The sequence below is a fragment of the Cupriavidus sp. 01L46 genome (genome assembly GCF_056399905.1).
This window is the reverse complement of record NZ_JBFTSF010000183.1, coordinates 1-13,062: the sequence shown is the minus strand read 5'-3', so window position 1 is coordinate 13,062 and position 13,062 is coordinate 1. Positions and strand designations below refer to the sequence as shown.

Genomic DNA, 13,062 nt, shown 5'->3' with positions numbered 1-13,062 from the left:
GCCCGAAGCCATGCAGGAAGCGGGCATCGAATATCATGCGATCGGGCGGCCGACCACGACGCGCTGAAACGCAACCCAACGGGAACGAAAAGCCAACGCCCCGGCTGACGGACCGGGCTGTGTTGCCAAGGATGTCCATGAGCAAGAACCATATTCCGCAGCAACAGATCAATCAATCGCGCATCCTGGTGGCGGGCGACATGATGCTCGACCGCTATTGGTTCGGCGATGTCGAGCGCATCTCCCCGGAAGCCCCGGTGCCGGTGGTGCAGATCAAGCGCAGCGACGAACGCCTTGGCGGCGCTGCCAACGTGGCTCGCAATGCCGCCGCGCTGGGCGCCCAGGTGGGCATGCTGGGCGTGGTCGGCGATGACGAGCCCGGCCGCACGCTGGAGGCGCTGCTCAGCGCCAGCCACGTGCAGCCCTACCTGCATCGCGACCCCAGCGTCAACACCACCATCAAGCTGCGCGTGGTGGCGCACCAGCAGCAGTTGCTGCGCGTGGACTTCGAGAACGCACCGGGACATGAAGTGCTGGCTGCGGTGCAGGATCGATTCCTGGCCTTGGTCAAGGAGTACAAGGTCCTGGTGCTCTCCGACTACGGCAAGGGCGGCCTCGCCCACGTGGGCCGCATGGTCGAGGCGGGCCGCGCCGCGGGCTGCCTGGTGCTAGTCGACCCTAAGGGCGACGATTACTCACGCTATAGCGGCGCCACGCTGATCACCCCCAACCGTGCCGAAATGCGGCACGTGGTGGGCGCCTGGAAGACCGAGTCCGATCTCACCATCCGGGCCCAGAACCTGCGGCGCGAGCTGCATCTCGAAGCGCTGCTGCTGACGCGCTCGGAAGAGGGCATGACGCTCTACACCGAAGCCGAGGTGCTGCACGTGTCGGCGCAGGCGCGCGAAGTCTATGACGTGTCCGGCGCCGGCGACACGGTGATCGCCACGCTGGCGACCATGCTGGGCGCGGGCGTGCCGCTCAAGGAGGCCGTGCAGCACGCCAATCGCGCTGGCAGCATCGTGGTGGGCAAGCTGGGCACCGCGGTTGTCACCTATCCTGAATTGTTCGGCGCGCCGGCGTAATGGCCGCGCTGCCTCCTGGCTCGTTTGAGCCCACACGACCATGACCATCATCGTAACCGGCGCTGCCGGCTTTATCGGCAGCAACCTCGTCAAGGGCCTGAACGAGCGTGGCGACGACAATGTCGTCGCCGTCGACAACCTGACGCGCGCCGACAAGTTCCACAACCTCGTCGACTGCGAGATCCGCGACTACCTCGACAAGAGCGAGTTTCTCGAGCGCTTCAAGCGTGGGGAGTTCGGCAAGGTACGTGCGGTGTTCCATGAGGGAGCCTGCTCCGACACCATGGAGACCGACGGCCGCTACATGATGGAGAACAATTTCCGCTACACGCAGGCGCTGATGGATGCCTGCCTGGAGCAGGGCACGCAGTTCCTCTACGCCTCGTCGGCGGCCACCTATGGCGCCTCGCAGGTGTTCAAGGAAGAGCGCCAATACGAGAAGCCGCTGAACGTCTACGGCTACTCGAAGTTCCTGTTCGACCAGGTGGTGCGGCGCAAGCTGCCGTCCGCGTTGTCGCAGATCGTGGGCTTTCGCTACTTCAACGTGTACGGCCCGCGCGAAGCGCACAAGGGCCGCATGGCCTCGGTGGCGTTCCACAATTTCAACCAGTTCCGCGCCGATGGCACGGTGAAGCTGTTTGGCGAGTATGGCGGCTATGTGCCGGGTGGCCACACCCGCGACTTCATCTCGGTGGAAGACGTGGTGAAGGTCAACCTGTTCTTCCTGGAGCATCCGGACAAGTCGGGCATTTTCAACCTCGGCACCGGCCGCGCGCAACCGTTCAACGACATCGCCGCGACCGTCGTCAACACGCTGCGCGAGGCCGATGGCCGGCCCCCTCTGACGCTCGACGAGATGGTGCAGGAGGGGCTGGTCGAATACATCAAGTTCCCCGACGCGCTGCGCGGCAAGTACCAGTGCTACACCCAGTCCGATGTCTCGCGCCTGCGTGGCGCCGGGTACAAGGATGCGTTCTACACCGTGGAAGAAGGCGTGTCGCGMTACTGCCGCTGGCTGCTGCAGAACAAGGGCTGAGGTCGCAAAAACACGCGCGTCAAGGCGCCTTTTGTACGCCTTTCGCGCGTTGTGGAGACACCTCGGTAGCGTTGAGGTGAACTTTTGTTGCAGGGTGCGCCAAGCCGGCCGCGCGCTCCTATCCTGCGTGTTGCTTCGTCCAGCCAGGGCGAAGCGACCTTCATCAACGGATAGGAGAAACTCCCATGTTCAAGCCAACTTTGACGCGCGCGTCCAGGCAGGTCCTGCTGGCCGCCGCCGTCTGGTTCTCGCTCTCGGGCGCCGCGTTTGCGGCGGTCGATGTGAATACCGCCGATGAGGCCGCGCTGGTGTCGCTCAAGGGCATCGGACCGGCCACGGCCAGCACCATTGTCAGCGAACGCAGCCGGGGTGGTCCCTTCAAGGATGCCGCGGATCTCGCCGATCGGGTCAAGGGCCTGGGGCAGAAATCCGTCGTGCGCTTGCAGGAGGCCGGCATGACCATCGGCGCCGGCGGCGCCGCGGCGCCGAAGGCCACGGTGGCTGCGGCGGCCCCGGCCAAGAAGGACGCCAAGACGGAGAAGCCGCCGGCCAAGGCCGTTCGCTAAGGCTGCCGCGGGCGTGCTGCGCGGCGCTCGCATCCAGGCTATCCGATCGTCGAAGCCCCGGCCGAGCCCGGGGCTTTTTGCCGCTCGTGCACCAGCACGAGGCTTCGGCGCTGGTATGGCTCGTGCTAATGCCGTGTGGCTTATCACGAATGCGGCCGCGCGGTATCATGCGGACGCTGTTGCGGCCCGAGCCGGCCGCGTGGCCAACAAAATCCAAGATCGCGCCGGACCTGCCCGCATACGGGACGGCCAGGCCAATAAAAAGGGAGCTGGACAATGGGAAATAACGAGGGCGCGGGATTCCTGCCCAAGTGGCGGCTAAAGACCCACGGCGTGATTGCGCCCGATGAGCGCCTGCCCGCCGGCCAGACCCTGCTGGCAGGTATCCAGCACGTGGTGGCGATGTTCGGCTCGACCGCGATCGCACCGATCCTGATGGGCTTCAATCCCAATATCGCCATCCTGTTTTCCGGCATCGGCACGCTGATCTTCTTCCTGTGCGTGCGCGGCAGGGTGCCCAGCTACCTGGGCTCCAGCTTTGCCTTCATCGCGGTGGTGATCGCGGCGACCGGCTACGCCGGCAGCGGCCCCAACCCGAATATCCCGGTGGCGCTCGGCGGCATCATCGCCGCGGGCGTGTTGTACCTGCTGATCGGGCTGGTGGTGCAGGCGGTGGGGTATCGCTGGGTGGAGCGGCTGATGCCGCCGGTGGTGACGGGTGCCATCGTCGCGGCCATCGGCCTGAACCTCGCGCCGGTGGCGGTCAAGGCCGTGAGCGGTGCGGCCTTGGATACCTGGGTTGGCCTGGCGACCGTGCTGGCCGTGGGCGTGGTGGCGGTGCATGCGCCGGGCATGCTGCGTCGGCTGCCGGTACTGGTGGGCGGGCTGTTCGGCTACGTGCTGTACTACGTTTGCACCAACGGGCTGGGCATGGGCAAAGGTATCGACTTCTCCGGCGTGGCCGCCGCGGCCTGGTTCGGGCTGCCGGTCTTCTCCACGCCGGTGTTCCAGGCCAGCGCCATGCTGCTGATCGCGCCGGTGGCCATCGTGCTGGTGGCGGAGAACCTCGGGCACATCAAGGCCATCAGCGTGATGACCGGCCGCAATCTCGATCCCTATATCGGCCGCGCCTTCATCGGCGACGGCATTGCCACCATCATTTCCGCCGGCGGCGGCGGCACGGGCGTGACCACTTATGCCGAGAACATGGGCGTGATGGCGGTGACCAAGATCTACTCCACGCTGATCTTCGTGGTGGCGGCGGCGGTGGCGCTGGTGCTGGGCTTCTCACCCAAGTTCGGTGCGTTGATCCTGACCATCCCGGGCCCGGTGATCGGTGGCCTGACCATTGTGGTGTTCGGCCTGATCGCCGCCACTGCCGGGCGTATCTGGGTGCAGAACAAGGTCGACTTCTCCAGTTCGCGCAACCTGATCACGGTCGGAGCCACGCTGACCGTGGCGGCTGGCGACCTGACGCTGAAGCTGGGCGGCATGACGCTGGGCGGCATTGGTACCGCTACGTTTGGCGCGATTCTGCTGTACCACGTGCTGGGCAGCGGCAAGGCCGAAGCCGAAGCCGAAGCCGAAGCCGAGGCCTGACACGCCGCGTCGGCAACGCGGGATTTGCGACTGGATTACAATGTCCGCCGACATTGGAATCCCGCTCACCATGGCCTACAAGACGATTGAAGACACCATCGGCAATACGCCGCTGGTGCAACTGCAGCGCATCCCCGGCGCCGCCGGCGCCCCGCGCGGCAACGTAATCCTCGGCAAGCTCGAGGGCAACAACCCGGCGGGCTCGGTCAAGGACCGGCCGGCGGTCTCGATGATTGCCCGGGCCGAATCGCGCGGGCGCATCAAGCCGGGCKATACGCTGATCGAGGCTACCTCGGGCAATACCGGCATCGCGCTGGCCATGGCAGCCGCCATCCGCGGCTACAAGATGGTGCTGATCATGCCGGAAGACCTGAGCATGGAGCGCCGCCAGAGCATGGCTGCCTACGGCGCGGAGATCATCCTGACACCGGTCAAGGGCGGCATGGAATACGCGCGTGACCTCGCGGACTCCATGGAGCGCGACGGCCGCGGCGTGATCCTGGATCAGTTCGCCAACCCGGACAATCCGCTGGCGCATTACGAGACCACCGGCCCGGAAATCTGGCGCGACACCGAAGGGCGCATTACTCACTTCGTCTCTGCCATGGGCACCACGGGCACCATCACCGGTGTCTCGCGCTACCTGAAGGAACAGAACGCAGGGATCCAGATCGTGGGTGCGCAGCCGGCCGAAGGCTCGCGTATTCCCGGCATCCGCAAGTGGCCCGAGGCGTACATGCCGAAGATCTACAATCCGAAATTCATTGACCGTACCGAGCCTGTCAGCCAGGGCGATGCCGAGCACATGGCACGTCGCATGGCGCGCGAGGAAGGGATCTTCTGCGGCATCTCGGCTGCCGGCGCGCTGTGCGTCGCGCTGCGTATCGCCGAGGAAGTGGAGAATGCCACCCTCGTGTTCGTGGTGTGCGATCGCGGTGATCGTTACCTTTCGACCGGAGTGTTCCCGGCCTGATGCTGCCTTGCCCACGCGCATTGAAAAAGCCCCCGCGAGCTCAGTCTTGCGGGGGCTTTTTGCTTATCGCGCTGCGGATACCGGCTCAGCMCATCGCTGCCTTGACCGCCTCGCCCAACTGGTACACAGCCAGCGCGTAGAAGAAGCTGCGGTTGTAGCGCGTCAGTACATAGAAGTTGCGCAGGCCGAGCATGTAGTCGGTGGTTTCGCCGGGCGTGGGCAGGTCCACCACCAGCACGCCGGTTTCGCCTTCGCGTGCCGGGTCGATCGGCTCGTCCACGCGCAGGCCGGCCTTGAGCAACTGGTTGAGCGTGCGGGTAGGCCATGGCTCGCCATCCGCTGCTGCGGCGGCGATGCCTCGGCTGCCCTCATCGGCGGCGATGCGCCAGACCACCGGGCGGCCCGGTTCCCAGCCGTGCAGCTGCAGGAAACGCGCCACGCTGCCGATCGCGTCGGTGGCGCTGCCGCGCAGGTCGATGCGGCCGTCGCCGTCGTAGTCGATGGCGTATTCGCGCAGGCTTGTGGGCATGAACTGCGGAATGCCCACGGCGCCCGCGAAGGAGCCCAGCACCGAGAACACATCGGTGTTGGTGTCGCGGCACCACAGCAGGTAGTCGGCCAGCTGGTTGCGGAACAGCGTGGTGCGCGCTTCGCGGTTGGGCACGTCGGGATAATCGAAGGCCAGCGTGGAGAGCGAGTCGATGACGCGGAAGGTACCCATGTCGCGGCCATAGATGGTCTCGACACCGATGATGCCGACAATCACCGAGGCCGGCACGCCGAACTCGGCTTCCGCACGGCGCAGTGTTTCGCGATTTTGCTGCCAGAAGCGCACGCCCGCGTTGATGCGGATCGGCTCGATGAAGCGCGAGCGGTAGGTGCGCCAGCTTTTGCGTCCCGGCGTGGCGGGCGGCATGATCAGGCGCACCACCGTGGATGAATACACGGCCTGGCCGAACCAGCTCTCCAGCGTCTGGCGGGCAAAGCCGTGGCGTGCCACCATCTCGTCGATGAAGGCGCGGCTCTTGGGATTGTCACGGTAGCGGCCCGGCTCGATTTCTTCTTCGCGCATGCTCACGCGGCGCTTGCCGGCGGCAAGCAGGGCGGGGGAGATGCCGCACAAGCTCAATGCGGCAGCGGAAAGCGCGGCGCCCAGAAGCGGGCGACGCAGGGAGCGCTGGGAGTCGGTCATGGTGTCCTTTGCAAGTCGCTGCGAGTATAGCGGATGGTGCCCGCGCGGCAGCTCGCTGGGTGGCTGGCGCGGCATGTGCTAACGTAACGAATGGAGACCACGATTAAAGCAATAAGACATGCCCACAGGCTATTACACGCATCCCGAGTTCCTGCTGCATGAGATGGGGCCTTTCCATCCGGAGTGCCCTGAGCGCCTGCAGGCCATTGAGGATCACCTGATCTCGCACGGCATGGATGGCCTGCTTGACCGGCGCGAGGCGAGCGCCGCCACCGCCGAGCAGATCGGGCGCGTGCATCTTCCGCAGTACACCGCCTCGCTGGCCGCGGCCAGCCCAGCCAGCGGCTACCACCCGATCGATCCCGATACCCTGATGAACCCGCACACGCTCGCCGCCGCCGCCCATGCGGCAGGCGCCGCGGTGGCTGCCACCGATGCGGTGATGGCGGGCGAGATCGAGAATGCGTTCTGCTGCGTGCGCCCGCCGGGCCACCATGCCGAGCCGGACCGGGCCATGGGTTTCTGCTTCTACAACAACGTGGCGATCGCCGCGCGTCATGCGCTCGCCGCGCACGGGCTGGAGCGCGTGGCCATCGTCGATTTCGACGTGCACCACGGCAATGGCACCGAAGCCGCTTTCCGTGGCGACGCCCAGGTGCTGATGTGCAGCTTCTTTCAGCATCCGTTTTATCCCTACAGCGGCACCGAGCACATTGCCACCAATATGTCGAACATCCCGCTGCCGGCCTATACCAACGGCCTGGCGGTGCGCGAAGTGGTGGAGACGATCTGGCTGCCGCGCCTGAACGAGTTCAAGCCGCAGATGCTGTTTATCTCGGCCGGCTTCGACGCCCATCGCGAGGATGATCTCGGGCAGATGGGGCTGGTCGAGCAGGACTATGCCTGGATCACCGCCCAACTGGTCGACGTCGCGCGCGCCCATGCAAAGGGACGCATCGTCAGTTGCCTGGAAGGCGGCTATAACCTGAGCGCGCTGAGCCGTAGCGTGTATGCGCACCTCAAGGTGCTGCTAGAACGATAGGAGGCCCTGGCATGGCTGAAACCGATAACCGCCCCATGACCTCGCTGGTGAGCGAAAGCCTCGACGCCCCGGGCGTGCTGCGCCTGACGATGAACCGCCCGGAAGCGTTCAACGCGCTGTCAGAGGACCTGCTGGATGCGCTGTCCGCGGCGTTTGCCCGCGCCGGCGCCGATGCCTCGGTCCGCGTGGTGGTGCTGGCCGCCGCCGGCCGCGCGTTCTGCGCGGGACATGATCTGCGCGAGATGCGCGCCAGCCCGTCGCACGACTACTATCGCCGCCTGTTCGACCGCTGCACCCGCATGATGATGGCGATGCAGAAGATGCCGCAGCCGGTGATTGCGCGCGTGCAGGGCATTGCCACGGCGGCCGGCTGCCAGCTGGTGGCGATGTGCGACCTGGCGGTGGCCGCCGATGTGGCTCGCTTTGCGGTATCGGGCGTCAACCTTGGCCTGTTCTGCGCCACTCCGGGCGTGGCGCTGTCGCGCAACCTGTCGCGCAAGCATGCCATGGAGATGCTGCTGACCGGCGACATGATCGACGCGTTGCAAGCCCGCGAGCGCGGGCTGGTCAACCGCGTGGTGCCCGCCGATGCCCTTGATGCCGAGGTTGCACGCCTGGCGGCCAGCATCTGCGCCAAGCCGGCTGCCGCCGTGGCCGCCGGCAAGGGCCTGTTCTACCGCCAGCTGGAGATGGGCATCGAAGCAGCCTACCAGCTCGCCGGGCAGACCATGGCTTGCAACATGATGGATCCGACGGCGCTGGAAGGCGTCCAGGCCTTCCTCGACAAGCGTTCGCCCTCGTGGAGTGATGCATAAATCGCTTTTTGGTGGTTTTTGTTGGGCTATATGCCCTTGGCGTATAAAGACATCGGCAAAAAGTCGTTTCTGGTATGAAGCGGATCGCTTAAAATGCGCGCTTCGCCCAAAAAAATAAAATGCGGCAACAGTGCTAGAGACAAACTCGCCTGTTGCCGTTTTCTTTTCACATGATCGAACTGCAAGGTCTTTCGCAGCGCTTCCCCGGCGGGTCGGGTGAGGTGCATGCGCTGCGGGACGTCAACCTGTCGATTGCGGCAGGTGAGGTCTTCGGCATCATCGGCCGCAGCGGCGCTGGCAAGAGCACGCTGGTGCGCGCTATCAACCTGCTTAACCGCCCCAGCGCCGGCCGCGTCTTCGTTGCCGGCCAGGAGCTGACCGCGCTCGACAGCGGCGCGTTGCGCCGGGCACGCCGCGACATCGGCATGATCTTCCAGCATTTCAACCTGTTGTCGTCGCGTACCGTTTTTGACAACGTGGCGCTGCCGCTGGAGCTGGCCGGAAAATCCCGTAGCGAGATCTCCGACACGGTGCTGCCGCTGCTGGAACTGGTCGGCCTGACGGCGCTCAAGGATCGCTATCCCGCCCAGATCAGCGGCGGGCAGAAGCAGCGCGTGGGGATTGCACGTGCATTGGCCAGCAAGCCCAAGGTGCTGCTGTCGGACGAGGCCACTTCCGCCCTCGATCCGGAGACCACTCGCTCCATCCTGGAATTGCTCAAGCAGATCAATCGCGAGTTGGGTCTGACCATTGTCATGATCACGCACCAGATGGAAGTGATCAAACAGGTTTGCGACCGCGTGGCCGTGCTCGAAGCTGGCCAGGTGGTGGAAACCGGCCGGGTGATCGACGTCTTCCTGCGTCCGCAGCATGCGGTCACGCGCGCCATGATCGGCGACGTGATCGCGCAGGAGCTGCCGCAAAGCGTGCTCAAGCGCGTGGAGAGCCGCCTCGGCAATGGGCGCGACCACGTCTATCGCCTGGCCTTCACCGGCGCGGGCGTGGACCAGCCGGTGCTGGCCCAGGCGATTCGCCGCTACGGGCTGGACTTCAACATCCTGCACGGGCATATCGACGAAATCCAGGGCCAGGCCTTCGGCTCGCTGGCCATCATGGCCACCGGCGACCTGGCCGACGTGAAGGCGGCAATGGAGTATCTGCAACAAGAAGGCGTGGTGGTGGAGGAGATCGAGCATGTGGTCTGAAATGTTTGACCTGTTCCTGACCTCGTTCAACGAGACGCTGCTGATGGTGAGCATCTCGGGCGTGGTCGGCGCGCTGTTTGGCGTGCCGCTGGGCGTGCTGCTGCACCTGACCAACCGCGGCGGCGTGCTGTCGCACCCGCTGTTCAACCGCACCATCGGCGTGGTGGTCAATGCCGTGCGCTCGATCCCCTTCATCATCCTGCTGGTGGTGGTGATTCCGTTCACGCGCTTTATCGTGGGCTCGTCGATCGGCACGACCGCAGCCGTGGTGCCGCTGACCATCGCCGCGATTCCGTTTATCGCGCGCCTGGTGGAAAGCGCGCTGCGCGAAGTCGACAAAGGCCTGGTCGAGGCCGCCCAGTCGATGGGTGCGAGCACCGGCCAGATCGTGATGAAGGTGCTGCTGCCCGAGGCCATGCCCGGCATCGTGGCCGGCCTGACCATCACCTTCGTCAGCCTGGTGGGCTATTCGGCCATGGCCGGCGCCATTGGCGGCGGCGGCCTGGGCGACCTCGGCATCCGCTACGGCTATCAGCGCTACATCACCGAGGTGATGGTGGCGGTGGTGCTGATCCTGATCGTCTTCGTACAAGCGGTGCAAAGCTTCGGAGACTGGCTGGTGCGGCGCATCAGCCATAAGTAACAAGTCAGCCCGGCGATCCGCCCGGCTATCTGCAAAGACATAGAGCCATCGAGAAAAAGGAAGTCAACATGCAACGTCGTAACTTGCTGCAATGGATTGTCGGCGCCGCCCTGGGTGCCACGCTGGCCACTGGCGCCGTMGCGCAGGAAAAGCCGATCAAGATCGGCGTCACCGGCGGCCCGCACGCCCAGATCATGGAGCAGGTGAAGAAGGTCGCGGCCAAGGACGGCCTGAATATCCAGCTGGTGGAGTTCAGTGACTACGTCCAGCCGAATGCCGCGCTGGCCGCTGGCGACCTGGACGCCAACAGCTACCAGCACCTGCCGTACCTGGAAGCGCAGATCAAGGACCGTGGCTACAAGTTCACCCACGTCGCCTTCACTGTGACATTCCCGATGGGTGTGTACTCCAAGAAGATCAAGTCGCTCGACCAGATCAAGGACGGCGCGCGCGTTGGCGTGCCGAATGACCCCACCAATGGCGGCCGTGGCCTGCTGTTGCTGCAAAGCAAGGGCTTGATCAAGCTGCGCYCGGATGCTGGCCTGAGGGCCACGCCGCTGGACATCGTCTCCAATCCGAAAAAGATCCGAATCGTCGAACTTGACGCCGCGCAACTCCCGCGTTCGCTGGATGACCTGGACGCCGCCGCCATCAATGGCAACTACGCTGAATCCGCCGGCCTGTCGCCCACCAAGGACGCGATTGCCATGGAAGGCCCGAAGGGGCCCTATGCCAACCTGATCGCCATCCGCGAAGCCGACAAGAACAAGCCCTGGGTAGCCAAGCTGGTCAAGGCATATCATTCGCCGGAGATCAAGCAGTACGTCCAGAGCACCTTCAAGGATTCGGTGATTACCGCCTGGTAAGTTTGAAAAAACCCTCAAAAACCGTGTGCCGCAGGGCATCCTGCGGCACAATACGGCGAGGTTTTCACATTGCCGGGCTATGCCCGGCAATTCTTTACCGATAAAATAGTACGACCGTTCGAAAAATAAGAGTGCCACCCACCCGGTGGTTATAATGACGGGCGAACCAAATTTCTGACTATCGACTATCAGTGGAGTGAGCGCATGAAAGTACTCGTCGCAGTCAAGCGCGTGGTGGATTACAACGTCAAGGTCCGGGTGAAGTCGGACGGCACGGGCGTGGATCTGGCTAACGTCAAGATGAGCATGAACCCGTTTGACGAAATCGCCGTGGAAGAAGCGGTGCGCCTGCGGGAAGCCGGGGTGGTCACCGAGGTGATCGCCGTGTCCTGCGGCGTGACCCAGTGCCAGGAAACCCTGCGTACGGCGATGGCCATCGGTGCCGACCGCGGCATCCTGGTGGAATCGAACGAAGACCTCCAGCCGCTGGCCGTGGCCAAGCTGCTCAAGGCCCTGGTCGACAAGGAACAGCCGCAACTGGTGATCCTGGGCAAGCAAGCCATCGACGACGACTCCAACCAGACCGGCCAGATGCTGGCTGCGCTGGCGGGCCTGCCGCAAGCTACCTTCGCCTCGAAGGTGGTGGTGGCCGATGGCCGCGCATCGGTGACGCGTGAAGTGGATGGCGGCCTGGAGACCCTGTCGCTCAAGCTGCCGGCGGTGGTGACCACCGACCTGCGCCTGAACGAGCCGCGTTATGTCACGCTGCCGAACATCATGAAGGCCAAGAAGAAGCCGCTCGACATCGTCAAGCCAGAAGATCTCGGCGTGGATGTGGCGCCGCGTCTGAAGACCGTCAAGGTCGTTGAGCCGCCCAAGCGTAGCGCGGGTGTGATGGTGCCGGACGTTGCGACGCTGGTGCAAAAGCTGAAGAACGAAGCCAAGGTCATCTGAGCGCGCCAGGAGATAAAACATGACTGCACTCGTCATTGCTGAACACGACAACCAATCCATCAAGGCCGCCACGCTGAATACCGTGACGGCAGCCGCCCAGTGCGGCGGCGATGTCCACGCGCTGGTGGCCGGCGCCAATGCCGCCGCTGCTGCCGCTGCGGCCGCGAAGATCGCCGGCGTGTCCAAGGTGCTGCTGGCCGACGCGCCGCAGTTCGCCGACGGCCTGGCTGAAAACGTGGCCGAGCAAGTGCTGGCCATCGCCAGCGACTACAGCCACATCCTGGCGCCCGCATCGGCCTACGGCAAGAACATCCTGCCGCGCGTCGCGGCCAAGCTGGACGTAGCCCAGCTGTCGGACATCACCAAGGTCGACAGCCCGGACACGTTCGAGCGCCCGATCTACGCCGGCAATGCGATCTCGATCGTTCAATCGTCGGACAAGGTCAAGGTCATCACCGTGCGCGGTACCGGCTTTGACGCTGCCGCAGCCGAAGGTGGTTCGGCCGCCGTGGAAAACCTGCCCGCCGTGGCCGACGCTGGCATCTCGCAATTCGTTTCGCGCGAAGTCACCAAGAGCGACCGCCCCGAGCTGACCGCCGCCAAGATCATCGTGTCCGGTGGCCGTGGCGTGGGTTCCGGCGAGAACTACACCAAGGTGCTGACGCCGCTGGCCGACAAGCTGAACGCCGCGATGGGCGCGTCCCGCGCTGCTGTCGACGCCGGCTTCGTGCCCAACGATTACCAGGTCGGCCAGACCGGCAAGATCGTTGCGCCGCAGCTGTACATCGCCGTTGGCATCTCCGGCGCGATCCAGCATCTGGCCGGTATGAAGGACTCCAAGGTGATCGTCGCGATCAACAAGGATGCCGAAGCCCCGATTTTCTCGGTGGCCGACTACGGCCTGGTTGGCGATCTGAACACCGTCGTGCCCGAACTGGTGGCGGCGCTGGGCTGATCCCCACTGCCCGGCACGGCGTTTGACGCGCCGGGCTCGATCAAGAAGTACTAGCCGTTCCGGGCCCGCCCGAGAACGGCTTTTTTATACATACCGGAGACATCGATGACCTACCGTGCCCCGCTCAAGGA

Annotated in this window: 13 protein-coding genes; 12 read left to right on the top strand and 1 reads right to left on the bottom strand. The window is 64.7% G+C overall.

The window, feature by feature from the left end:
* Positions 1 to 137 precede the first annotated feature (137 nt).
* From rfaE1 to cysM, 5 genes are all read left to right on the top strand, one after another.
* The gene (rfaE1, locus tag AC1DS3_RS25940; protein ID WP_441640762.1) at positions 138 to 1,085 is read left to right on the top strand and encodes a D-glycero-beta-D-manno-heptose-7-phosphate kinase; all 948 of its coding nucleotides are present in this window, start codon (positions 138 to 140) and stop codon (positions 1,083 to 1,085) included.
* 40 nt (positions 1,086 to 1,125) lie between these two features.
* Positions 1,126 to 2,121 carry an ADP-glyceromanno-heptose 6-epimerase gene (rfaD, locus tag AC1DS3_RS25935; RefSeq protein ID WP_441640763.1) on the top strand — a complete coding sequence of 332 codons (996 nt, stop codon included), beginning with the start codon at positions 1,126 to 1,128 and terminating at the stop codon, positions 2,119 to 2,121.
* Between the two features lie 185 nt (positions 2,122 to 2,306).
* Positions 2,307 to 2,687: a ComEA family DNA-binding protein gene (locus AC1DS3_RS25930; RefSeq protein WP_441640764.1), complete on the top strand. Its 381-nt coding sequence runs from the start codon at positions 2,307 to 2,309 to the stop codon at positions 2,685 to 2,687.
* Between the two features lie 276 nt (positions 2,688 to 2,963).
* Complete coding sequence (locus AC1DS3_RS25925; protein ID WP_477109623.1) at positions 2,964 to 4,286, top strand: solute carrier family 23 protein; 1,323 nt, start codon at positions 2,964 to 2,966, stop codon at positions 4,284 to 4,286.
* A 70-nt stretch (positions 4,287 to 4,356) separates the two neighbouring features.
* Complete coding sequence (cysM, locus tag AC1DS3_RS25920; protein WP_477128240.1) at positions 4,357 to 5,259, top strand: cysteine synthase CysM; 903 nt, start codon at positions 4,357 to 4,359, stop codon at positions 5,257 to 5,259.
* Positions 5,260 to 5,344: 85 nt separating this feature from the next.
* On the opposite strand, the gene mltB is transcribed toward cysM, so the two are convergent.
* A complete protein-coding gene (gene mltB / locus AC1DS3_RS25915; protein WP_477128239.1) occupies positions 5,345 to 6,451 on the bottom strand; it encodes a lytic murein transglycosylase B in 1,107 nt (368 codons plus the stop codon).
* A 118-nt stretch (positions 6,452 to 6,569) separates the two neighbouring features.
* On the opposite strand from mltB, the gene AC1DS3_RS25910 reads away from it, so the two are divergent.
* The 7 genes from AC1DS3_RS25910 (at position 6,570) to AC1DS3_RS25880 (ending at position 12,931) form a co-directional block, all read left to right on the top strand.
* On the top strand, positions 6,570 to 7,493 hold the full coding sequence (locus AC1DS3_RS25910; RefSeq protein WP_441640767.1) for a histone deacetylase family protein: 924 nt from the start codon (positions 6,570 to 6,572) through the stop codon (positions 7,491 to 7,493).
* Positions 7,494 to 7,504: 11 nt separating this feature from the next.
* Positions 7,505 to 8,308 (top strand): enoyl-CoA hydratase, encoded by an 804-nt coding sequence (locus tag AC1DS3_RS25905; RefSeq protein ID WP_441640768.1) that lies wholly within the window; start codon positions 7,505 to 7,507, stop codon positions 8,306 to 8,308.
* Between the two features lie 170 nt (positions 8,309 to 8,478).
* Positions 8,479 to 9,513 carry a methionine ABC transporter ATP-binding protein gene (locus tag AC1DS3_RS25900; protein ID WP_441640769.1) on the top strand — a complete coding sequence of 345 codons (1,035 nt, stop codon included), beginning with the start codon at positions 8,479 to 8,481 and terminating at the stop codon, positions 9,511 to 9,513.
* The gene (locus AC1DS3_RS25895) at positions 9,503 to 10,156 is read left to right on the top strand and encodes a methionine ABC transporter permease (RefSeq protein WP_043344505.1); all 654 of its coding nucleotides are present in this window, start codon (positions 9,503 to 9,505) and stop codon (positions 10,154 to 10,156) included. Before AC1DS3_RS25900 ends, AC1DS3_RS25895 begins: the two co-directional genes overlap by 11 nt.
* A 68-nt stretch (positions 10,157 to 10,224) precedes the next feature.
* On the top strand, positions 10,225 to 11,022 hold the full coding sequence (locus tag AC1DS3_RS25890) for a MetQ/NlpA family ABC transporter substrate-binding protein (RefSeq protein ID WP_477128238.1): 798 nt from the start codon (positions 10,225 to 10,227) through the stop codon (positions 11,020 to 11,022).
* A 204-nt stretch (positions 11,023 to 11,226) separates the two neighbouring features.
* Entirely contained in the window at positions 11,227 to 11,976 is a 750-nt protein-coding gene (locus AC1DS3_RS25885) for an electron transfer flavoprotein subunit beta/FixA family protein (protein WP_006158397.1), read from the top strand.
* 19 nt (positions 11,977 to 11,995) lie between these two features.
* Positions 11,996 to 12,931, top strand: a complete 936-nt coding sequence (locus AC1DS3_RS25880; RefSeq protein WP_477128237.1) for an electron transfer flavoprotein subunit alpha/FixB family protein — start codon at positions 11,996 to 11,998, stop codon at positions 12,929 to 12,931.
* Positions 12,932 to 13,062: the final 131 nt, after the last annotated feature.